The sequence below is a fragment of the Roseateles sp. AC306 genome (genome assembly GCF_979253795.1).
In genome coordinates this window covers 83550-100858 of the sequence record NZ_CEEDEB010000002.1, presented here as the reverse complement: position 1 = coordinate 100858, position 17309 = coordinate 83550, and the positions used below count along the sequence as shown (strand labels likewise).

Annotated in this window: 33 protein-coding genes; 24 read left to right on the top strand and 9 right to left on the bottom strand. The window is 66.7% G+C overall.

The genetic code is table 11. The annotated features are described in order from the left end of the window. The 5 genes from AC0IZJ_RS05225 to AC0IZJ_RS05205 are packed head-to-tail and all read left to right on the top strand — an operon-like array spanning position 1 to position 2127. Positions 1-330 carry a hypothetical protein gene (locus AC0IZJ_RS05225; protein ID WP_471847365.1) on the top strand — a complete coding sequence of 110 codons (330 nt, stop codon included), beginning with the start codon at positions 1-3 and terminating at the stop codon, positions 328-330. Further along, complete coding sequence (locus AC0IZJ_RS05220; RefSeq protein ID WP_471847363.1) at positions 327-878, top strand: hypothetical protein; 552 nt, start codon at positions 327-329, stop codon at positions 876-878. Before AC0IZJ_RS05225 ends, AC0IZJ_RS05220 begins: the two co-directional genes overlap by 4 nt. 28 nt (positions 879-906) lie before the next feature. Next, positions 907-1212: a hypothetical protein gene (locus tag AC0IZJ_RS05215; RefSeq protein ID WP_471847361.1), complete on the top strand. Its 306-nt coding sequence runs from the start codon at positions 907-909 to the stop codon at positions 1210-1212. Positions 1213-1225: 13 nt separating this feature from the next. Continuing rightward, the gene (locus tag AC0IZJ_RS05210) at positions 1226-1702 is read left to right on the top strand and encodes a hypothetical protein (RefSeq protein ID WP_471847359.1); all 477 of its coding nucleotides are present in this window, start codon (positions 1226-1228) and stop codon (positions 1700-1702) included. Between the two features lie 2 nt (positions 1703-1704). Next, positions 1705-2127: a lysozyme gene (locus AC0IZJ_RS05205; RefSeq protein ID WP_471847357.1), complete on the top strand. Its 423-nt coding sequence runs from the start codon at positions 1705-1707 to the stop codon at positions 2125-2127. Between the two features lie 19 nt (positions 2128-2146). Here AC0IZJ_RS05205 and AC0IZJ_RS05200 read toward each other — a convergent pair whose 3' ends face one another. From AC0IZJ_RS05200 to AC0IZJ_RS05180, 5 genes are all read right to left on the bottom strand, one after another. Continuing rightward, positions 2147-2632, bottom strand: coding sequence for a hypothetical protein (locus tag AC0IZJ_RS05200; RefSeq protein ID WP_471847355.1), 486 nt, complete (start codon positions 2630-2632; stop codon positions 2147-2149). After that, complete coding sequence (locus AC0IZJ_RS05195; protein WP_471847353.1) at positions 2629-2919, bottom strand: helix-turn-helix transcriptional regulator; 291 nt, start codon at positions 2917-2919, stop codon at positions 2629-2631. The genes AC0IZJ_RS05200 and AC0IZJ_RS05195 overlap by 4 nt, the downstream gene beginning before the upstream one ends. A gap of 253 nt (positions 2920-3172) precedes the next feature. Beyond that, on the bottom strand, positions 3173-3448 hold the full coding sequence (locus AC0IZJ_RS05190; protein WP_471847351.1) for a hypothetical protein: 276 nt from the start codon (positions 3446-3448) through the stop codon (positions 3173-3175). Positions 3449-3452: 4 nt separating this feature from the next. After that, positions 3453-3800 carry a hypothetical protein gene (locus tag AC0IZJ_RS05185; protein ID WP_471847349.1) on the bottom strand — a complete coding sequence of 116 codons (348 nt, stop codon included), beginning with the start codon at positions 3798-3800 and terminating at the stop codon, positions 3453-3455. Positions 3801-3876: 76 nt separating this feature from the next. Beyond that, a complete protein-coding gene (locus AC0IZJ_RS05180; RefSeq protein WP_471847347.1) occupies positions 3877-4173 on the bottom strand; it encodes an Arc family DNA-binding protein in 297 nt (98 codons plus the stop codon). Between the two features lie 89 nt (positions 4174-4262). On the opposite strand from AC0IZJ_RS05180, the gene AC0IZJ_RS05175 reads away from it, so the two are divergent. The 18 genes from AC0IZJ_RS05175 to AC0IZJ_RS05090 all read left to right on the top strand — a co-directional run bounded on the left by AC0IZJ_RS05175 (position 4263) and on the right by AC0IZJ_RS05090 (position 13828). Continuing rightward, positions 4263-4439: a hypothetical protein gene (locus AC0IZJ_RS05175; RefSeq protein WP_471847345.1), complete on the top strand. Its 177-nt coding sequence runs from the start codon at positions 4263-4265 to the stop codon at positions 4437-4439. After that, complete coding sequence (locus AC0IZJ_RS05170) at positions 4439-4684, top strand: hypothetical protein (protein ID WP_471847343.1); 246 nt, start codon at positions 4439-4441, stop codon at positions 4682-4684. Before AC0IZJ_RS05175 ends, AC0IZJ_RS05170 begins: the two co-directional genes overlap by 1 nt. Positions 4685-4766: 82 nt before the next feature. Then, positions 4767-5267: a phage regulatory CII family protein gene (locus AC0IZJ_RS05165; protein WP_471847341.1), complete on the top strand. Its 501-nt coding sequence runs from the start codon at positions 4767-4769 to the stop codon at positions 5265-5267. A 147-nt stretch (positions 5268-5414) separates the two neighbouring features. Then, positions 5415-5639: a hypothetical protein gene (locus AC0IZJ_RS05160; RefSeq protein ID WP_471847339.1), complete on the top strand. Its 225-nt coding sequence runs from the start codon at positions 5415-5417 to the stop codon at positions 5637-5639. Positions 5640-5799: 160 nt separating this feature from the next. Beyond that, a complete protein-coding gene (locus AC0IZJ_RS05155) occupies positions 5800-6459 on the top strand; it encodes a tyrosine-type recombinase/integrase (protein WP_471847337.1) in 660 nt (219 codons plus the stop codon). Continuing rightward, a complete protein-coding gene (locus AC0IZJ_RS05150) occupies positions 6456-6779 on the top strand; it encodes a hypothetical protein (protein ID WP_471847335.1) in 324 nt (107 codons plus the stop codon). Before AC0IZJ_RS05155 ends, AC0IZJ_RS05150 begins: the two co-directional genes overlap by 4 nt. After that, positions 6776-7129, top strand: coding sequence for a DUF7673 family protein (locus tag AC0IZJ_RS05145; protein WP_471847333.1), 354 nt, complete (start codon positions 6776-6778; stop codon positions 7127-7129). Before AC0IZJ_RS05150 ends, AC0IZJ_RS05145 begins: the two co-directional genes overlap by 4 nt. Continuing rightward, entirely contained in the window at positions 7126-7278 is a 153-nt protein-coding gene (locus AC0IZJ_RS05140) for a hypothetical protein (RefSeq protein WP_471847331.1), read from the top strand. The genes AC0IZJ_RS05145 and AC0IZJ_RS05140 overlap by 4 nt, the downstream gene beginning before the upstream one ends. Continuing rightward, positions 7275-7718 carry a hypothetical protein gene (locus tag AC0IZJ_RS05135; RefSeq protein WP_471847329.1) on the top strand — a complete coding sequence of 148 codons (444 nt, stop codon included), beginning with the start codon at positions 7275-7277 and terminating at the stop codon, positions 7716-7718. Before AC0IZJ_RS05140 ends, AC0IZJ_RS05135 begins: the two co-directional genes overlap by 4 nt. Further along, positions 7715-8011 carry a hypothetical protein gene (locus AC0IZJ_RS05130; protein WP_471847327.1) on the top strand — a complete coding sequence of 99 codons (297 nt, stop codon included), beginning with the start codon at positions 7715-7717 and terminating at the stop codon, positions 8009-8011. The genes AC0IZJ_RS05135 and AC0IZJ_RS05130 overlap by 4 nt, the downstream gene beginning before the upstream one ends. 56 nt (positions 8012-8067) lie before the next feature. Further along, complete coding sequence (locus AC0IZJ_RS05125; RefSeq protein WP_471847325.1) at positions 8068-10986, top strand: toprim domain-containing protein; 2919 nt, start codon at positions 8068-8070, stop codon at positions 10984-10986. Positions 10987-10997: 11 nt separating this feature from the next. Continuing rightward, positions 10998-11807: a hypothetical protein gene (locus AC0IZJ_RS05120; protein ID WP_471847323.1), complete on the top strand. Its 810-nt coding sequence runs from the start codon at positions 10998-11000 to the stop codon at positions 11805-11807. Between the two features lie 40 nt (positions 11808-11847). Continuing rightward, positions 11848-12042 (top strand): hypothetical protein, encoded by a 195-nt coding sequence (locus AC0IZJ_RS05115; protein ID WP_471847321.1) that lies wholly within the window; start codon positions 11848-11850, stop codon positions 12040-12042. After that, positions 12039-12281 (top strand): hypothetical protein, encoded by a 243-nt coding sequence (locus AC0IZJ_RS05110; RefSeq protein WP_471847319.1) that lies wholly within the window; start codon positions 12039-12041, stop codon positions 12279-12281. The genes AC0IZJ_RS05115 and AC0IZJ_RS05110 overlap by 4 nt, the downstream gene beginning before the upstream one ends. A 5-nt stretch (positions 12282-12286) precedes the next feature. Further along, a complete protein-coding gene (locus AC0IZJ_RS05105) occupies positions 12287-12550 on the top strand; it encodes a hypothetical protein (protein ID WP_471847317.1) in 264 nt (87 codons plus the stop codon). Then, positions 12550-12999 carry an ASCH domain-containing protein gene (locus tag AC0IZJ_RS05100; RefSeq protein WP_471847315.1) on the top strand — a complete coding sequence of 150 codons (450 nt, stop codon included), beginning with the start codon at positions 12550-12552 and terminating at the stop codon, positions 12997-12999. Before AC0IZJ_RS05105 ends, AC0IZJ_RS05100 begins: the two co-directional genes overlap by 1 nt. Continuing rightward, positions 12996-13145: a hypothetical protein gene (locus AC0IZJ_RS05095; protein WP_471847313.1), complete on the top strand. Its 150-nt coding sequence runs from the start codon at positions 12996-12998 to the stop codon at positions 13143-13145. Before AC0IZJ_RS05100 ends, AC0IZJ_RS05095 begins: the two co-directional genes overlap by 4 nt. Beyond that, positions 13142-13828, top strand: a complete 687-nt coding sequence (locus AC0IZJ_RS05090; RefSeq protein ID WP_471847311.1) for a hypothetical protein — start codon at positions 13142-13144, stop codon at positions 13826-13828. Before AC0IZJ_RS05095 ends, AC0IZJ_RS05090 begins: the two co-directional genes overlap by 4 nt. A 30-nt stretch (positions 13829-13858) precedes the next feature. Here the strand turns inward: AC0IZJ_RS05090 and AC0IZJ_RS05085 are convergent, their stop codons facing one another. Genes AC0IZJ_RS05085 through AC0IZJ_RS05075 form a run of 3 tightly spaced genes read right to left on the bottom strand, consistent with a single transcriptional unit; the run spans position 13859 to position 15435 of the window. Beyond that, the gene (locus tag AC0IZJ_RS05085; protein ID WP_471847309.1) at positions 13859-14542 is read right to left on the bottom strand and encodes a hypothetical protein; all 684 of its coding nucleotides are present in this window, start codon (positions 14540-14542) and stop codon (positions 13859-13861) included. After that, on the bottom strand, positions 14539-14790 hold the full coding sequence (locus AC0IZJ_RS05080) for a hypothetical protein (protein WP_471847307.1): 252 nt from the start codon (positions 14788-14790) through the stop codon (positions 14539-14541). Before AC0IZJ_RS05080 ends, AC0IZJ_RS05085 begins: the two co-directional genes overlap by 4 nt. A 9-nt stretch (positions 14791-14799) precedes the next feature. Further along, positions 14800-15435 carry a hypothetical protein gene (locus AC0IZJ_RS05075; RefSeq protein WP_471847305.1) on the bottom strand — a complete coding sequence of 212 codons (636 nt, stop codon included), beginning with the start codon at positions 15433-15435 and terminating at the stop codon, positions 14800-14802. Between the two features lie 142 nt (positions 15436-15577). Between AC0IZJ_RS05075 and AC0IZJ_RS05070 the strand changes: the two genes are divergently transcribed. Beyond that, a complete protein-coding gene (locus tag AC0IZJ_RS05070) occupies positions 15578-16300 on the top strand; it encodes an autoinducer binding domain-containing protein (protein WP_471847303.1) in 723 nt (240 codons plus the stop codon). A gap of 186 nt (positions 16301-16486) precedes the next feature. On the opposite strand, the gene AC0IZJ_RS05065 is transcribed toward AC0IZJ_RS05070, so the two are convergent. Further along, positions 16487-17182: a helix-turn-helix domain-containing protein gene (locus AC0IZJ_RS05065; RefSeq protein ID WP_471847301.1), complete on the bottom strand. Its 696-nt coding sequence runs from the start codon at positions 17180-17182 to the stop codon at positions 16487-16489. Between the last annotated feature and the right edge of the window lie 127 nt (positions 17183-17309).

The following is a 17309-nucleotide window of genomic DNA, read 5'->3' as shown; positions in this document are numbered from 1 at the left end:
ATGGGCTATCCCAGTGGCACCTTCAGCAACGCGAGCGCGGGCCAGCTCGAGGTCACCTTCACAGGTGAGTTCTCGGCAAGCGCTGGTGGCGACTGGGGCAACGGCAACGCCATCTACCTGATCATCAAGTGCACGGTGAAGGAGGGCGGGACGGTGAAGGCCGTCACCTACATCCAGGCTGGCACACCCACCGCGACGGTGGTGCTCGACTACCCGGGCAGCAGCACCAGCTGGACCGTGGCCATGGAGCACCAGGCGCACGGGCTGTCCGGCCCGAGCAGCGTGCAGGCGGTCAACCTCAAGTGCGCTTGCGTGCTGATCAAGCGATGACGACGCCCACCTTTTCCCAGTACCTGCTGGACACCGGCGGGTTGACTGGCGTGCAGATCCAGGGCTCTGCGGAGATCCTCGCCCTGAACACGCCGGCCGGCTGTGCCTGGGTGGAGGGCGCGCTGGACCCGCGCCGATGGAAGGTGCGGCTGGTGACGGATGACCTGGGCGACCAGGTGCCAGTCGTCGACCCGCTGACCCCGGCCAAACCGGCCGACAGCGACTACCAGATCTGGCACTGGGACGCGGCCTCCGGCGACTGGGTTGCCGCGCCCACGTTGCTGCTGCGGCAGGCGCATGCGCGTGAGCCAGTGCTGGCGCTGCTGGCCCGGCTCGATGACCTGGCGCGGCGGCCCGTTGGCGAGATCACCCTGGCGCAGGCGCTGGGCGATGCGCTGCCGGCGGAGGCCGTGGAGCGCCTTCAGGCGATCAGCGCCGACAAGGGCACCTTGCGGGCGCACCTGGTGGCAATCGCGGCGGCCGTTGACGCCGACGAGCTGGCGGCGCTGCTGGCCGCGCCGCCGCCCCTGCAAACGGCCGGGGCCTGATGCCATCGTGAGGGCAGTGGAGAGCAACATGAACATCCGGGCGACCGTGAAAGACAACCCGATGACCTGGAAGGACTGGGTCAGCACCGTGGGCCTGGCGCTGACCATGGGCACCGTGGTGCTGCAAGGCGGCCGAATGATCGAGCGGCAGGAGTTTGGCAACCGCCAGCTGGTGGAGCTGACAGGCCAGGTGCAGCAGCTGCGCACCGAGGTGGCGGCCGCGCAGCGCGACCTGGTGGCGCAGCGTGGCGTGGACTCGGTGCATGACGAGCAGATCCGCAGCCTGCGCCGGGATCTGGATGGCTTGTCGACGCTGACGCGTGGCAGGCGCTAACGGAGGTCATCTCATGTTCGAACTTCTTTCCCTGCTCGGTGGCGGCGTGTTGCGCCTGGTGCCGTTCGTCGTGGACTTCTTCAAGCAGAAGCGAGAGGCGGAGCACGAGTTCCGCATGACGCAGCTGCAGCTGGAGATCGACAAGGCGCGCGCGGCGCAGCAGATCGACCTGGCGCACGCACAGGCCGAGATCGCAGCGGCCGCCGGCGAGCTGGCGGTGTGGGGCAAGGCGGTGGATGCGCAGGGCCAGCGCACGGGGCTGGACTGGATCGACGCGCTGTCGGCCAGCGTGCGCCCGGTGCTGACGTACTACTGGACGGTGGCGCTGTACGGCGGCGCAAAGGTCATCTCGGTGATCGTCGCGGCGCAGACAAGCACGCCGCTGGCGGGCTACATCCCAATCCTGATCACCGAGTTCGACCGCGCCGTGATCGGCTCGGTGCTGAGCTTCTGGTTCGTCGACCGTGCGTTGCGCGTGGCCGGGAAGTGACGATGACCGCCAGCGCGCTGCTGCACGCGCTGATCAGGCGCTTCGAAGGCCTGCGGCTCCGGGCCTATCTGTGCCCCGCTGGTGTGCCGACGATTGGCTATGGCAGCACAGGGCCGGACGTGAAGCTTGGGCAGACGTGCACCGAGGCACAGGCCGAGCAGCGCATGCAGGGCGACGCGGCGGTGTTCCTGGCCGGTGCCATGGTGCAGGTCCCAACGGCCGACACGGCGGGCCGCCAGGCCGCGCTGGCGGACTTTGCCTACAACCTGGGACTGACGCGGCTGAAGGGTTCCACGTTGCGCCGACGCGCGCTGGCCAGGGACTGGGACGGCGTGCGCGTGGAGCTGGCGAAGTGGGTACGCGGTGGGGGCAAGGTGCTGCCGGGGCTTGTGACGCGGCGAAGGGCGGAGGCCGAATTGACTTGAGCCTCCGACCTTGGTGCAGTTACAGCTTGAACTGACTGCGAAGCGCCCCAACCAGTTTCTGGATCGGGGCCGATAGTGCGATCTGTATTGCATAGCACCACGCCAGGACGGCGTTCCAGCGTGCTGCGTGCGGTCGCCGTTCTTTGCGCAGCCGCCGGATTTCCGCGTCGAAATCCCCCGCCATTGCCTTGATCTGCTTCCGCGTCTTGAGGCCTGTGAAGTCAGCGAGGTGAACCAGTGACCTGAGCGGTGGCTTTGCTGGCCTGCGGCGAATCCTGACCTTAGCCTTCGCGACATAGCGTCCCAGCTGTTCCGCCTTCGCTGCTTCAAGTCTGGCGTTGTACTCAGCCGCGGTCAGGCCGAGCCTTTTCGCCCAAACCGTAGTGGACAAGGTGCGCAGGTTGGATCGCAGGCGCTCCTGTTCGTCGCGATAGTCGGCAGAGAAGAACAGCAGCGGATCACCGGCTTCCAGATCCTCTCGGCGGTCTTGACCTTGCGAGCTCATCTTGCGCCTCCCAGAGCCACATCAAGCAGACCAGTCCACTGGCCGAATTCCTGCCTCGCACGCACGCCGGCGCCCGTAATCGTGTAGCTCGTTCGTGGCAACGCAAGCTGATCGGTCGGAGCCTCTTCGGCGGCCTTGACCAGCCCGGCTTCCTCGAGGCGCCCCAACAACGTGTAGACGCTGCCTCGCTTCAGCGTGCCTTCAGAGGCATGCACGAGTTCAGATGCGTAGGCCTGCTTTCGGCCCACCAGCAGCGACAAGACTTTGGCTTCGGTGGCTGTAATCATGTTCATTCCTGTCGGCATGTGCGTACAGGCGTAAGCATGCGCCAAGCTTGCAGATCGGTCAAGCGCACTGTCATGTTGGCTGTCGCCGGGCGCGCATTCGCCGCGCCGGTGCTTGAGGGTGAATACTCGGCGGGCAAAAAAAGACCCGGCAACTTGGCCAGGTCTGGAACCCTCTTCGCTATCGCGTCGAGGCCTGCTCAGGGAGGTGAAGCAGGGGCTTGCGCCGAGGGGGACTGTAGCCCGCCTCAGAACATCAGAACGGCACATCCCACAGCTCGACGCCGAGCGCCTCGGTCACGCGCTTGTCGACGCCAGGCGCGTCCATGTCTGGGACGTGGACCACCAGGCGGCTCCAGATTGACTTGCGCACGTAGGGCTTGCCCGGCGGCGGGGAGCTGTAGATGTAGCGCGGGGCCTTGGCGGAGTCGTCTGCCAGCACGGCCATGTCGAAGTCATCTGCGTGCAGCGCGCGCAGATCCGCCTCGGTCACGTGCGTGTCGCGGTAGTTCAGTGGATTGCTGGAACTCATCGGCTCACTCCTGAGTGATGGCTGGTCGCACCAGCGAATGAAGGGGTGGCGGCGCCGGCGGCCGCGCGGTCTCGGGCAGCACGCGGCACCACCAGGCCTGGGGTACCTGCCGCTGGGCGTGGAGCATGCCGATTGTCTCGATGCCATGCAGCACGATGGAAGAAGCCTTGATCGTGCGGAGCCGTGGGTGCTGCAAACGCGGCACCTTGGTGCCGGGCGATATGGGACCCAACCAAGGGAAGTGCAGTTCGGCGTACAGGGTGCCGTAGCTGTCGTGGACGCACAGCTCAGCACGCATGCCGCTCGCAGCACGAAGGACCTCGCGCGGCAACTTGGCGCCTTCACGGCGCATGAAAACTACATCAACCAACATACTGTCTATTTATACAGTAGTTGGTTGAAAGGCGCAGCGCGCCCCTGTGACGGATTCAGCCGCGCAGCAGCGTTAGCAGTGCCAGCTGGCGTTCGGCATCAAGCCGGCGGAAGAGCGTCAGGAGCCGTTCCTCCTGATGAGACGTCAGCTGCGGGGCGCCTGTGCCAATGCGGGACTGCTGGGCTTGCTCACCTTCCTGCTCGTCGCGCACGCTGTCGATCAGTCGCTTGACGATTTCAGAGCTGAGCGTCCGCGTATTGACTGACGCACTGCGTGTCAACGTCTGACGAAGATCGGGTGGCAGCCGCACTGATGTGGGGATGGCCAGCGTGCTGTCGTTCGTCGGATCCATAGAAGAAATCGTATCAGCGCGCCGAAAACGGCTTGTGTGCCAACGAATGACAACGTATGCTGTTGTCATCCACTGGCAGACGAGACGATATGAGCGACAAACCGACGATCACCCTGAGCGCCCGCACGCCGGCAAAGCTGGTTCGCCTGCTCGACCGCGCGGCAGCTGAAGCGAAACGCACTCGCAGTGCTGAGCTGCTCTACCGCCTTGAACAGAGCTTTCGGGTGCAGCAGCCGGCAGCAGCGCAGTCGCAGGAGCGGCGCTGATGCGGATCACCATCGACATTCCTGCGGCTGCACAGGGCGACGGCGTCGCCAGTGCCACGGCAGATGACGCAGCGGCGGCCGAGGCCGTGGTGACCTGCCGGATGCCTGACGACCTCTTGGCAGCAGTCGACAGATCCGCTCGCGAGGCGGGACGATCGCGCAGCCGCGAAATCAAGATGCGGTTGCTCCACTCGCTCAGCCTTGCACGCGCGGTGCCTTTGCCAATGGCTGAGTTGACGGAGTGAAGGGAATGCGACGCGTTCATTTCACTCAAGTCTCGGCGGGGCGCGCTGTCGCTTCAACTGGTGCGAACGCGGGGCGCCAGTCATGACCCGCAAACCCGCACCGCTTCGCCGTCGCAGCGCCGTCGGCGTGTTCGAGGCCTTCCGTGAGTTGGTCTACCTCGACGGCTCGCAAGGCGTGGAGCAGCTGGCCAACTTCATGGGCACGCGCACCGGCACGCTCTACAACAAGGCAGACGCCAGCGACGACAGCCACAACCAGCCCACGTTGCGCGATCTGATCCTGGCGACGCACTTCCGTGGCGACTTTCGAGCGCTTGACGCACTGAACGAGCAGTTCGGCCGGGCCAGCTTTGACTGCGCTCGGCTGGAAAGCGCCAGTGACGAAGCGCTGCTGGAGCTGCTGTGCAAGTTCGGCAAGGAGAACGGCGAGTTCCACAGCGCCATGGCGGCCGCACTGGCGGGCGACTTCAACTCGGAAACGCTGCTGCGCGTACGCGGCGAGGCCTACGACGTGGTGGCGGCCCTGATGACGCTGGTTGCCCGCCTGGAGGGCCTGGCGCCCGACGTTGAAGGAGGACGGTGATGAGCAACCGCATCCCGCGCTTTCCACACCGCGCCACGCATGTGCTGCCGGAGAACTGCCAGATCGATCCCGCCCGCGTGGCCACGCCGCTGTTGATCATCTTCGGCCAGCGCCTGGCGGCGGCGCTTGTGCCCTGGAGGAGGTTCGATGCGATCCAACCAGACACGGTCGACAAGCCAGCAGCCACTGTCGCTCGACTTCCCAGAGGAAGTGCTGCGCCAGGCGGCCGAGCAGATTCGCTTGAGCAGCAGCTATTGGCGCCAGCGGTACCGGACGCTGGAGGAACTGCTGGCGGACCCGGTGCGGGCGCACGTGTTGTTGACCTGTGCTCGGCACGCGCTGCGCGGGCAGCTCGCACGGCGCAGGACTTGACCCCACCACCCCCGAACGACTGAGCCCGCCGTGCGGCGATGGCTTGTTGCTGCCGCAGTGGCGCTCGCCTATGGCGCGCTGGCGGCTCATTTCGAGGCTGCGGAGAACGGCCCGTCCCTAGACCCCCAACCCAGCGGAACAACACAGGAGGCCCACGGCCATGATGAAGAAGTACTTGACGGACGCTGAGCAGGCCACGCTGCTCAAGACGGCCCACAAAGAGCGCGACCCGCTCGCACAGCGCGACTACTGGTGGATGCGCTTGCTGATCGCCACCGGCGCGCGCGTTGGCGAGTTCGCGCAGTGGACGTTGCAGATGGGCGAGGAGGCCCAGCGCACGGGATGGATCATCGTGCCCAAGCGCATGCGCAAGGGGCAGTGGGCGGACCACGAGTACCTGGTGACGGAGCCCGTGCGGCTGTGCCTGCAGGCGCTGTGCTTCATGGCGCGCACCGAGGCCGTGGAGTGGCCCGACGTGCGGCCGGTGCCGCTGGTGTGGGGCCGCGACGGCGCACCGCTGAGCGTGCGCAGCTACCAGGACCGCTTCAAGTACTGGGCCGGCGTGGCGGGGCTGCACCCGAAGGCGTCGCTGCACTGGCTGCGCCACACGCGGGGCATGAACATCATTCGCCGCAGCCGCGCGGAGAACGCCGTGAAGGTGGCTCAGCAGGCGCTGGGGCATGCGCGCCTTAGCAGCACCGGCGTGTACCTGACGATGAGCCGTGAGGCCTATGCGGACGCGCTGCAGCAGGTGGACACCGGGCGGCTGACGAAGCGGCAGGCGAAGCGGCGTGCTGCGGCGCAAGGGGCGCAGGCATGAGCACCACCGCAAGCCTCGAAGCGCGCAGCCTGGCCATGAAGGCGCCGGATTGGCACTACCAGCCGGGCTGGCACTGCAACGTGGGCGGTCAGTCGCTCAACTACCGCAAGGTGGAGCTGATGGCATCGCACGGTGAGGCCGCAGTGTCTGTGCGGCGCCTGGTGGGGAGCAACCGGCCGACGGTGCAGATCAGCCAGTTCTCGGCGAACGGGCATATCCAGATGGCTGTGTACCTGACGGTGCAGCAGCTGATCGCGCTGCGCAATGCGGCCAACGACATGCTGGCCGAGATCTCGGCCGAGGCGAAGGAGCGGCCATGAACGAAGCTCAAGCAGCCGCGCTGAAGCGGCTCTGGGAGATGGCTCAGCGGGACCACGGCGGCGCCGGCGTGTGCGCGCGGTTCCTGCTCAGCCTCTACAACGGCAACCGGTTCAAGTTCGACCTGACGGACCTGCGCCGCTTGGACGACGCCGTGTGGCGCGACTGCGTGACGGTGCTCGGCTTGGACTGGGTGCCCGTGCACGAGGTGCACGACTGGCTCAACCAGATCTACGGGCGCACGGACATGGGACCGCGCTTCGAGCTGCTGGCCTGGACCTGGCGTATGAAGGGCAGCGTCAAGACCGCAGAGGCGAAAGAGCTGAAGGCCCGCCTCGAGGTGGCGTCATGACCTGGCGCGTCACCCACGTGGACCACCACCAGCGGCGGCGCCAGCTCGAGCTGGAGGCTGACCGCAGCAGCGACGCGCAGGCCCAGGCCGAGCAGCTGCTCGGCGCTGCGTTCTACCTGGCCGTCATCGCGCTGCGGAGGCCGGCATGAAAGGCTCCAGCACCTGCATCGGCGCCGTGCAGCGCCTGCTGGCCAGCCACGGCGCCTGGCTAAGCGTTCCCGAGCTGGCGGCCGGCACGGGCTGGGCGGTGCCGCGCGTTGAAGACGCCGTGGCGGAGTTGGTCATTTCGCAGCGCGTGCGGTTCAACGCCCGTGAAGGCGCCTACCGGCTGCAGGGCACGCGCATGGCACTGGCAGCGGCGCGCGACTTGTTCCGGTCGCCGCCGCAGCACGGGTTGAGCGTGTGCATCGCGCCCGACACCACCGACCCCACCTTGGCTCGCGCCGGCTTTGCCGAGATGCAGGCGGACGGCACTGCGGTGATGTGGGAGATGGAGTTCCCGAACCCAGGGCCGGCCGGCCTGGTGGCCCTGGCGCAGAGCCAGCGCCAGCAGTTTCTGGCAGGCCGCACACAGAAGGCCGCCGCATGACACCCCGCTATTGCCCGCCGGGGCGACGCCCTCCTGCCGACCCCGGCCACCCCTGCGCCGCCGTCGGTTGCCAGCACCTGGTGCAGCGGGGCTTCCTGATGTGCATGGACCACTGGCGCCAGGTGCCCACGGCGATCAAGAGCGAGGTGATGCGCACCTACCGGCTGCTGGGCAAGCAGCTGGAGGCGCCTGAGGCCTACCGCAAGGCGGTGGCCGCGGCCGTAGAAGCCGTCCGCCAGAAGCAGCTGAAGAAGAAGGACAGCCGCGACGCATCGACGCGGCCGCTGTTCTAGCCCCCCAACCCCGACCGACACCAAGAAGCGCGCCTTGAGCGCGCCACAGCCCACCGATGCCAAGCGCCACCGCCTCACCCACAACGCCCGCCACGTCTGCCGACAACTGGCTGGACGCGCTCGCCGACCGACTCGACCGCCTGGATTGCCGGGACGTGCTGATGAAGCTGGGCTTTCAGCCCACGCCGGATGCGACCTGGGGAGAGGTGTTCTTCAGACCACACCCATTCCGCCGCCGCACCGAGCTGCGGGGCTTTCGGGTGTATCGGCATGCGGGCCGACCCGAGCGCTGGCTGTGGGAGGACCTGGACCGCGCGGACCCGGATGAGGATGGTGACTGCATCGGCACGCCCACCATGCTGGTGGCATACGTGGAGCAGGTGGCCTACTCCGAGGGCGTGCTGCGCCTGAGCGAGCTGTTCGACCTGGACCCGCTGGATGAGGCCGGCGACGACGCTGACCGCGACTCGGTGGACTACGCGGCCGACAAGGCGCTGAAGAACGCGCTGGGCCAGCCTGAGAAGCGCCGCCTGCTGATCGACTGGCTGCATGCCCATGGCGTGAGCGAGAAGGTGGCGGTGGCGGCGATGGAGGCCGGTTCCGTTGGCCTGAACGACTACCGCAACCCGCGTGTGGCCGCCGGCGAGCTGTGGCATGGCGGCGATGCGTTTGCGGCCATCGCCCGGGACCGCGAGGGCGGCCACGTGGTGGCGGTGGACCTGCGCTACCTGGACCCGACCAACACCGGCGGCCAGGCCGGCAAGCAGCTGGGGCAGCGCCTGGCGCTGTGGTGCGCCGACTGGAAGGCGCTGAAGCATGCCAAGAAGGTGTTGCTGGTGCTGGGCGCGGTGGATGCGCTGGCAGCGATGAGCTGCCCGGTGCCCGGCCTGGCCGTGGTGGCGCTGCTGAGCGCGGGCAACCCGGGCGCGCTGGACTGGCGCTTTCTACGGGGCAAGCAGGTGGTGCTGGCGATCTGCCCCGGCGTGCCGCTGACAGGGAAGGGCGGCGGCTATGCGCCTGGCCGCCGCGCGGCGTGGGCCGTGCACGAGGCGCTGATGGCGCTGGACGTGCCGTGCCTGGGCGCGGACATGGACGACTGGCTGGACGACTGCGAGAAGCCGCTGGCCAGCGTGTCGGCGGCCGTGCTCGAGCTGGGCGCGGACAAGGTGGCGGGCAGCCTGAAGCGGGTGGAGCCCTGGGTGATCACGGGCATGCCGGGCGAGGCCGGAGCGGGCAAGCCGCGGCTATTCCTGCCCGGGCATGACTGGGACACGTATTGGCGCTACCGGGTGAAGCCGGACTTCACGCTGTTCGTCGACAAGTGGGGCAAGAAGAAGGACGCCGAGGGCAACGACACCGAGGAGCGCGGCGACTTCCACATGAGCAATGTGTGCGGCTTTCGGGTGGCGGCGATCAGCCGGGTGAGCATCGCGAGCCCCACCAGCATGATGACCGGCGACGCGGACCTGGCGCCGCAGACGATCTTCAGCCTGAGTGTGCAGGTGCCGCGCTATGGCAACCGCCTGGTGCGCAAGGTGGTGAACGACGAGCAGCTGCACAACGTCGAGATCTGGAAGAAGCTAGGGCCGGTGTTCAGCGCGCCGAACTTTGCGCGGCTGGTGAACATCCTGGAGCGGGCAGCGGACATCGGCGCGCGGGACGCGATCAACTTCGTGGGGCTGGCCTGGCGCAATGGGCAGCCGGTGGTGAACGAGGGACCGGACTGCTTCTTCACTGACCCGCAGCAGCAGTGCCCGTATCACAACCTCACGTTCCCGAGCGGGCCGAGGGAGAGCGCCGCGAAGGTGGTGAAGGCCTACCAGGCGACGTTCAAGGGCAACGGGGTGGCGCTGATGCTGGCCTGGGCCCTGGGCGCGCACCTAAAGGCTTACCTGGGCTTTTGGCCGCATTTTGTGATGCAGGCCGACAAGGGGGTGGGGAAGGACACGATCCTGAACCGGCTGCAGCGCTCGATTGGCATGACGGTGTTCAGCCGGCAGAGCATGCAGACGGAGTTCCGGATCCTGACGTCGATCAGCAGTACGAGCCACCCGGTGGGGTGGGGCGAGCTGAGCGCGAACAAGCAGGACCTGATCACCAAGGCGGTGAACAACCTGCAGGAGTGCTACCAGTACAGCCACACGCGCCGCGGCGCAGAGCTGAAGGACTTCTTGCTGTGCGCGCCGGTGCTGCTGGCGGGCGAGGACGTGCCGGTGGAGACGCTGCAAGGCAAGGTGGTGCGCAACCAGCTCCAGATCGCGCAGCGCGGGCCGCTCATGCCGGAGGAGCTGCCGGTGTTCCCGCTGCGGCAGTGGCTGGAATACCTGGCCGAGACGCCCAAGAGCCGCGTGCAGGCGCTGCATGCCGAGTGCATGGCCGAGCTGGCCAACGGCTGTGTGGCACCGGCCGATGACGCCGGCGCCAAGCGGATGCTGACGAACTACGGCGCGGTGCACGCGGCCTGGCTGTTGCTTTGCGACTTTGCCGGGCTGGACCCGAAGGAGGGCGGCTTTGTGCGCGACCTGACGGCGGGCATGAACAGCCACGTGAAGGAGAGCGAGGGCGACCGGCACCCGTGGGTGTGGATCGTGGACGTGCTGCTCAGCGAGATCTCGCGCGGCACCTTCCGCTACCCGTACTGCTTCACGACGACGGACGACGACGAGGAGGTGCTGGCGATCCGCACCGGCTACGTCATGGATCACATCAAGCGCGAGCCAAGCCTGCGCGAGTTCTGGGACAGCCTGCCGCTGAAGAGCGACCGGGTGTTCAAGCGGGCGCTACTCACGGCCGACGTGCTGGCCACCGCGCCGCAGGCCGGCGCCGATGGCAAGCCCCAGCCGCTGGAGCTGGAGCGGACGGTGGGCGGCCGACGCGTGGCCCACATGGTGGGTCTGAGCTTGAAGCGGTTGCAGCAGTACGGCCTGCATGCCGCCCGCCCCGTGGAGCGGGACACCTCGATCAACAACCACTGAAAGGAGCGCAGATGCGCAAGCCTTGGAATGAAGCAGACGACGCTTTGCTGCGCGAGCAGTACGGCAAGACACCGACCCCCGAGCTGGCGGCGACCTTTGGGCGCACGTTGAAGGCGACTCAGTGCCGAGCGACGACGCTTGGGCTTGAGCGCAAGCAGATGCGGCCATGGACCGAGGCGGAGAAGGCGCAGGTGCGCGAGGGATACAGCGAGGGCGACCTGGCGGCGCTGGCTGTGCAGCTCGACCGGCCCATTGGCCGCATCCGAGCGCTGGCGAGCTTGCTGAAGCTGCGGCGCACCCGCCGGACCGAGCGCACGGGACACAACAAGAACGGTCTGCCGGAGAAGGTGCGGCAGCGCCTGGTGCAGGCAGGGCCGGCAGGTGTGAGCCGGGCGCTGGTGTGCAGCTCCTTCAGCTCGGAGCCGCGGGCGACGGTGCGCAAAGTGCTGAGCCTGCTGCGCCAGGCGCGTGAGGCGTTCCCGGTGAGCGCGACGGGCCAACGCGAAGACGAGCGCTGGTTTGGGCAGAGCGACTGGGCTGACGCCTATGCGAAATCTGCCCAGACCGACCACGAGGTGCGCACGGTGCGCTGGCAGGCGGCGCAGGACCGGGAGATCCAGCAGCGGGCGCGTGAGCGCGCCGCGGCCGCAATGCCGCTGGTGATGACGCCGGCCACACGCGAGTACCGCGAAGAGAACAAGCCGGACCACCGCTTCACCCCGACCGGCGAGGTGCCGAAGCTCTTTGGCGGCCTGCGGTATGGCGAGTACCTGCCAGAGCCTTGCAGCAGCTGGGCCAGCGCCGTTGCCCGCGTGCGTTGAGCCCGCCACCCCCCACACCCCAGCGAAGGAGACCCGCACCATGCACATCAGACCTATCACTCAGCAGACGCCGTGCTTCGGCATCTGCTGCCCGCAGCACGGCCAGTGCGAGCGCTACAGGGCCGTCGACGGCCACCAGGCGCTGAGCGTGCTGGACACCTGCGACCCGGGCGACGGGACGCGCCCGCAGTTCAAGCCAGTGGGCGAGCCTGTGGCCGCAGGGATGCGGCCATGAGCACAACAACCATCCGCCTGACCGTTGGCATTCGCAAGACGAACCGCTACCCCTACCAAGCCGTGCGCGTTTTCGGGCCAAGAGCGAAGCCAGCGCCCGGCGAGGTCGCCGTCCCTCTCCGCCTCGAGGTCGACGACCTGCTGTTCAGCAAGATCACCAACGTGGTGGCAATCAACGTTCAGGCGCCGGCCCGGGTGGCGGGCGAGGTGGTGCAGCCGGCGGAGGGCTCCAAGCCATGAGGCCCATGGCCGGCCGAAAGAGTCTCGATGCAGAGCGCACCAGGCAAACAGAGCTGGGCGCCGAGAAGTACTGCCCGCGCTGCGCCGACTGGTGGCCTGCAGACGGTGAGTTCTTCTGGGTGACCAAGGGTGTGCTGTTCTATTGCTGCAAAGCCTGCTACTGCGCCATGGATCGGCGCAAAGGACGCAACCCGAACGTGCCCACCAACAGCCCGCTTGTGCCGGACGTGTTGCGCCTGCCGCCGTTCTTCGAAGTGGGAGCAGCCTGATGCGTGCCCTTTCAGTTCGCCAGCCTTACCCCTGGCTGATCCTGCGCCCTGACTTGATCGATGCCATCGAGCGCCAGCGCGCACTGGCCACCAATCAGATGAAGCGGGTGGAGAACCGGGGCTGGAGCACCGAATGGCGCGGCCAGTTCCTGATCCACGCCGGCGCCGGCGTCGTGAAACGGGACTACCGCGATGCCGCGGACTGGCTGGAGGGTGAGCTGGGAATCGTGGTGCCTAACGTCGACGACCTGGCTGCCGTGCCGCGCGGCGGTGTGGTGGGCGCTGCCACGCTGACCGGCGTGGTGACGGAACTCGATGACCCGTTCTTTATCCCCGGCTCATACGGCTGGCTCCTGGACCACGCGCGGCCGCTGGCGTTCGTAGCGTGCAAAGGCCAGCTGGGCTGGTTTGACCTGCCGCGACCTGCGGCATTGAAGGAGATTCCATGAAGACCCGATACGTGATGACGGCGGTGTTCGCGTTGCTGGCCGCCGCGCTGATCGGCGCGTGCGGAGGTGGCGGCAGCGAGGACGAACAGCCGAGCGAGCAGACGCCGCCGGCGGACTGCAACAAGAAGCCAGAGGCCTGCAAATGAAGATCCAGTACGGCATCAACTCCGAAACCGAGCTGGCGCTGGTGCGGCTGCAACACGTCGGCGCCGAGATCTGGTGCGAGGTGGACCAGGCGCTGGCCACCGGCATTGAAGAGCACCGCAGCCCCGACCTGGACGAGCTGGACTGCGTGCTGCTGCGTTCGCTGCTCTGGTTGTACCGGCAGGGTGTGGCGCCGATGCTGCCAGCCGACGCGAGCGAGGTGTGGCCGGTGGCAGCGATCAACGTCGACGAGGCCGGACTGGTGGAGTGGGCGAGCCTCTACGCGCCAGGTCTGCCGCCTGGCCGGCATGACGTCTACCCGGTGCGTGTGCCCTATGGCGCCATGCTGCCGCCGACGGACGAGCAGATCGACGCGATCTGCTCGCCCGGGCGAGCCGGGCGGTGGAAAGCAGATGGGCGGCAGTACGACCGCGACACCGTGCGGCTGGCGCTGCGAGAACTTGGAGCGACTGGCCCGGGGTTGGAACCTGTGCCGATCCCCCAGCCGCGCGACGTCACCGGGGCAGTGAAGCTGGCAGCCTCGGTGCTGGAACAAGCCGCGGTGCAGCTGCTCAACACCGTGAAGGCGGCGCCTGGCTTTGACGCGTTGCCCGGCGAGCTTCAGACGCGAATCGACGCGGTGTTGCTGATGGCTGAGCTGCGGCGGACGAGCCTTGGCGCCTGAAACGCTCGCCATTGAGGGAACTGCTGGCAGCTAGATCAACCAGCGCGTGCCACCAATAAGCGAGTCGGCGCGATCGCTTTCCCCCTTTGCTACGAAGTCAGCAATGACGTCAAGGTCTCGCGCATGGGCCGCCAGATGTAGAACGGCCCGCTGAATCCCGGTTTGGTGGACTTCAACGGATCCAATATCAGCACGACGACTTAGGGCTTTGAGGCGATCGGCTGCCTGCAAAGCACCGTTCCAAACTACGAGATCAGCACCGCAGGTCATCGATGGAGCAGGAAACTCCAGCATCCCATCGGTCGCCAGAGCCAGCTGCTCGTTCAAGGCAAAAAAGCTAGAGCGGTCAGCGTCAGATATAGAGCGGTGCCGGGTCGCCGGGTCAACCGATTCAACGAAGGCAATGGACTCGATTCGCTTGCCGATGGTGATGATCGATCGAAGCAGTGAAGCCCTCAAACGGATACCGGCAGCTTCTGCCTTTTGCGCTTGAAGCTCCGCGTGACGCGATTGAAGCCATGCAATCCAGACTGCAACCAAGATCGCGATCACTGAGCCGATCGCCTGCGTCCAGGCGGCGCCGTCGACGTCCTTCAGCGTGATGCCTTTGGGCACCAAAGCAGTCAGCACGAGCAGGCTGCAATACCCAAGCGCAACGGTGCACAACGTGCATATGGCGATCGCCAGCAGCACGGTCTGCAAGCGAAAGTTCATAGCGGGCGGAAGTTTCGAAACCGCTGCTCCAGCGGGAGCTGTCGGTTTCTGAGGCCTTCGCGGTACAGGATGCCGCCGACCCGGATCAGCTCCGCGCGGTCGTCCTCGGTGAGGTGCTCCGCGGCCAGGTTCATCCAGGCGGCGAGCGCGGCAATGGCGTCATCGAGCGACTCAGGGCTGTGCTGCAGGTCGAGCAGCTCGGCGACCGTTTCAAATTCCTGGATCACGGGGGCGACGGGCTTGGTCATACGGTGCTTCTACTTCACGGCCTCAAGAATCTGTCGCTCTAGTTCACCAGTCGAAGTGCAGCTGACAGCGTCCTTGCCCGTTGCCGGGAACGTGGCACTGCGACCGGAGTCAAAGGTGATCGGATGGCTGAACGAAAAGCGCTGGCCGTTGGACAGATTGATCACATCATTGCTCCGCGTCACGACGAAGCGCACCGCTGCGGTGACGCGAGTGCGCTGGGGGTCTAGCGCTTCAAAAATCAAGTTCATGCGGCCCTCCAGCGTCAGCGTCCGGTCGAACTGGAAGTAGCCTTTGAATGGCTCAAAGATTCGGTACTGCTGCTTTGGGCTGGCGCCGGGAAATGTCTGGACGGCGTTGCCGCTCGGTCCACCGCTTTCGATCGTGATTTGGCCACAGTCGAGGAAGGTCTCCGGGCCGCCCGAGTAGCTCACGTTGATCAGACCCGACGACCGGTCCATCGTGTTGATCACGAAGAACCGCTTTGCCAGATTTGGCACCGTTGCATCCCAAACCTCAGCTCTGGGTCTCTCGATCACCTTAGAGAGCAGTTCTGGCCGTGCAGCCGTCTGCGGCTGCACGTAGCGGGTTTGGCCAGCACAGGCCGTGAGCAGCGCGACGGCTGCGAGTGACATTGCATAGCGCATGGCGAACCTCCCTGTTGATGGCGCTTTTCCACTGCGCCTTTCGGACGCCATAGTACTGACGTCAAGCTCTCCTGACCATGCAGGGATCTGCCCCGCAAATGGACGGGTAGGCGCACGGCGTCCGGTCGGTACAGTTCGCGCCATGCTCACGTACCAGGACATGCTGGACATTGGCCAGGCGCCGGATGCGGCCGCGCTGCAAGCGCGGCTTGTGGCCGCCTCGGCCCAGCTAGGGTTCGGCCTGTCGGGCGGCACGCTGATCCGTGGCCGGCTCGGATCGGGCAAGGAAAGCGTGCACGCCCTGGGCAACCCGCCGGACGGCTTCCTGGAAGCATCGCGCTCGCTGGACGTCGGCCTGCGCGATCCGTTGCTGACGTCGATGTTGGCCAGGGAGGGCCGCCACACGTACGACCAGGCGTTCTATGCCGCGGCCGGTGCAGGCGACCTTTGGGACAACCAGGCAGCGTTCGGCTTTCGGCACGGCATGGCGATCAGCATCCACGAGAAGTCGCATCTCGAGATGTTCTCGTTCGGCGTGGACGGGCCCGACGCGCTGCCGTCGACGCCGGCGGCTCGCATGGAGTTGGAAGGCACGCTGCGCCTGATGGCGGTGCACGCATACGAGGCAGCCAAGCGGCTGTGGACGCCGCGCCCGACCGTGGAGCTGGGCGCTGTGACGGAGCAGGAGGTGGAAGCGTTGCGCTGGGCTCAGGACGGCGTGTCGATGTGGCACACGGGCGGGATGCTCGTGCACAGCAGCCCAGGGCTGGCCAGGTCCCAACAGAGCGCGGCACGCAAGCTCGGAGCCCGTACAGGCGCGCAGGCGGTGCTGCGAGCGATTGAAGGTGGGTTGATCGACCCCTGAAACAGGCGGGTGCAGGCTGGGAGAGTTGCCAGGGCGGCAACACCTGGCAGGAATACCTAGGTATGCCACAGTGACTCGCGGCCATTTCCGGCCGTGTTCATGTACCTACGGAGCCCTGCATGCAAGCATTTAAAGAAGCCCTCTACGAAGCCCTCGGCATTCCCTACACCGGCGGCGGCAGGTAAGTCAGCTCGTCACTCGGAGGGTGCCGTCTACCAGGGAGACGTCGATCCACCCTTGGTTGACGGCATGCCAGGCGGCGCCTGTCGTGGATTCCATGCCGCAGCGTTTGCGGACGTTTTCCAGGTAGTGCTCAACGGTGCGGGGGCTGATGTCGAGCCTCTGCGCAGTTTGTTTCGCCGACAGGCCTTCGATGGCGAGGCGCAGGCAGTCCAGCTCGCGGTCGCTGAAGGGGCGGTTCTGCTTGTGAAGCTTGGCCATGCCGACGACGGCGTAGGCGCTGGCCAGCACGGCGTATTGCGTGCCCTGGAGCGGATCGACTCCCGTGGCCAAAGGATCGTTGCGGCCGAAGTAGACGACGCCGAAACCGCGGGCTTCGATGCAGGTCATCGCGACGCCGCTGTAGTAGCCCGGAAGCTCGAGGCCGGGCTCGGCGCCCTGGCCGAAGAGCACGGGCAGCAGGGAAGTGCGCATGCGATCAACCAGGCGGCCGATGCTCCAGTGGCTGAGCGTTTGCAATTGCTCGCGGGCCTCGGGCGGCGCGTTCTGAAAGACCTGGACGACTTCAGCGCGGTGCAGGCCGCGCAGCCGGAGCGCTAGGTAATGGCTGTAGCCAGACCGGCGGCACAGGTGATCCATTCCGCTGTGAAACTGCTCGGGCGAAGCAGGATCGCTCAGCGCTTGGAGGTGCTCGTCGATCATGAAGGGGGGCAGATTTACGGGGGTATTACGTAGGCTTGCGGAGGGCTGGCTGGCTGGTGACACTGCCTACCGTGCAAGGACGATGTTAGGGGGGCGCATTGGTGACAAAGCTCCCGTTTCCCACCAA

Coding starts and splice junctions, on each gene's coding strand:
- AC0IZJ_RS05155 (WP_471847337.1), top strand. CDS start 5,800: ATGATGAAGAAGTACTTGACGGACGCTGAGCAGGCCACGCTGCTCAAG.
- AC0IZJ_RS05190 (WP_471847351.1), bottom strand. CDS start 3,448: ATGAGTTCCAGCAATCCACTGAACTACCGCGACACGCACGTGACCGAG.
- AC0IZJ_RS05140 (WP_471847331.1), top strand. CDS start 7,126: ATGACCTGGCGCGTCACCCACGTGGACCACCACCAGCGGCGGCGCCAG.
- AC0IZJ_RS05080 (WP_471847307.1), bottom strand. CDS start 14,790: ATGACCAAGCCCGTCGCCCCCGTGATCCAGGAATTTGAAACGGTCGCC.
- AC0IZJ_RS05110 (WP_471847319.1), top strand. CDS start 12,039: ATGAGCACAACAACCATCCGCCTGACCGTTGGCATTCGCAAGACGAAC.
- AC0IZJ_RS05115 (WP_471847321.1), top strand. CDS start 11,848: ATGCACATCAGACCTATCACTCAGCAGACGCCGTGCTTCGGCATCTGC.
- AC0IZJ_RS05095 (WP_471847313.1), top strand. CDS start 12,996: ATGAAGACCCGATACGTGATGACGGCGGTGTTCGCGTTGCTGGCCGCC.
- AC0IZJ_RS05090 (WP_471847311.1), top strand. CDS start 13,142: ATGAAGATCCAGTACGGCATCAACTCCGAAACCGAGCTGGCGCTGGTG.
- AC0IZJ_RS05075 (WP_471847305.1), bottom strand. CDS start 15,435: ATGCGCTATGCAATGTCACTCGCAGCCGTCGCGCTGCTCACGGCCTGT.
- AC0IZJ_RS05150 (WP_471847335.1), top strand. CDS start 6,456: ATGAGCACCACCGCAAGCCTCGAAGCGCGCAGCCTGGCCATGAAGGCG.
- AC0IZJ_RS05070 (WP_471847303.1), top strand. CDS start 15,578: ATGCTCACGTACCAGGACATGCTGGACATTGGCCAGGCGCCGGATGCG.
- AC0IZJ_RS05185 (WP_471847349.1), bottom strand. CDS start 3,800: ATGCGCCGTGAAGGCGCCAAGTTGCCGCGCGAGGTCCTTCGTGCTGCG.
- AC0IZJ_RS05170 (WP_471847343.1), top strand. CDS start 4,439: ATGCGGATCACCATCGACATTCCTGCGGCTGCACAGGGCGACGGCGTC.
- AC0IZJ_RS05200 (WP_471847355.1), bottom strand. CDS start 2,632: ATGAGCTCGCAAGGTCAAGACCGCCGAGAGGATCTGGAAGCCGGTGAT.
- AC0IZJ_RS05180 (WP_471847347.1), bottom strand. CDS start 4,173: ATGGATCCGACGAACGACAGCACGCTGGCCATCCCCACATCAGTGCGG.
- AC0IZJ_RS05160 (WP_471847339.1), top strand. CDS start 5,415: ATGCGATCCAACCAGACACGGTCGACAAGCCAGCAGCCACTGTCGCTC.
- AC0IZJ_RS05195 (WP_471847353.1), bottom strand. CDS start 2,919: ATGATTACAGCCACCGAAGCCAAAGTCTTGTCGCTGCTGGTGGGCCGA.
- AC0IZJ_RS05135 (WP_471847329.1), top strand. CDS start 7,275: ATGAAAGGCTCCAGCACCTGCATCGGCGCCGTGCAGCGCCTGCTGGCC.
- AC0IZJ_RS05205 (WP_471847357.1), top strand. CDS start 1,705: ATGACCGCCAGCGCGCTGCTGCACGCGCTGATCAGGCGCTTCGAAGGC.
- AC0IZJ_RS05125 (WP_471847325.1), top strand. CDS start 8,068: ATGCCAAGCGCCACCGCCTCACCCACAACGCCCGCCACGTCTGCCGAC.
- AC0IZJ_RS05105 (WP_471847317.1), top strand. CDS start 12,287: ATGGCCGGCCGAAAGAGTCTCGATGCAGAGCGCACCAGGCAAACAGAG.
- AC0IZJ_RS05175 (WP_471847345.1), top strand. CDS start 4,263: ATGAGCGACAAACCGACGATCACCCTGAGCGCCCGCACGCCGGCAAAG.
- AC0IZJ_RS05225 (WP_471847365.1), top strand. CDS start 1: ATGGGCTATCCCAGTGGCACCTTCAGCAACGCGAGCGCGGGCCAGCTC.
- AC0IZJ_RS05215 (WP_471847361.1), top strand. CDS start 907: ATGAACATCCGGGCGACCGTGAAAGACAACCCGATGACCTGGAAGGAC.
- AC0IZJ_RS05220 (WP_471847363.1), top strand. CDS start 327: ATGACGACGCCCACCTTTTCCCAGTACCTGCTGGACACCGGCGGGTTG.
- AC0IZJ_RS05120 (WP_471847323.1), top strand. CDS start 10,998: ATGCGCAAGCCTTGGAATGAAGCAGACGACGCTTTGCTGCGCGAGCAG.
- AC0IZJ_RS05210 (WP_471847359.1), top strand. CDS start 1,226: ATGTTCGAACTTCTTTCCCTGCTCGGTGGCGGCGTGTTGCGCCTGGTG.
- AC0IZJ_RS05100 (WP_471847315.1), top strand. CDS start 12,550: ATGCGTGCCCTTTCAGTTCGCCAGCCTTACCCCTGGCTGATCCTGCGC.
- AC0IZJ_RS05130 (WP_471847327.1), top strand. CDS start 7,715: ATGACACCCCGCTATTGCCCGCCGGGGCGACGCCCTCCTGCCGACCCC.
- AC0IZJ_RS05065 (WP_471847301.1), bottom strand. CDS start 17,182: ATGATCGACGAGCACCTCCAAGCGCTGAGCGATCCTGCTTCGCCCGAG.
- AC0IZJ_RS05085 (WP_471847309.1), bottom strand. CDS start 14,542: ATGAACTTTCGCTTGCAGACCGTGCTGCTGGCGATCGCCATATGCACG.
- AC0IZJ_RS05165 (WP_471847341.1), top strand. CDS start 4,767: ATGACCCGCAAACCCGCACCGCTTCGCCGTCGCAGCGCCGTCGGCGTG.
- AC0IZJ_RS05145 (WP_471847333.1), top strand. CDS start 6,776: ATGAACGAAGCTCAAGCAGCCGCGCTGAAGCGGCTCTGGGAGATGGCT.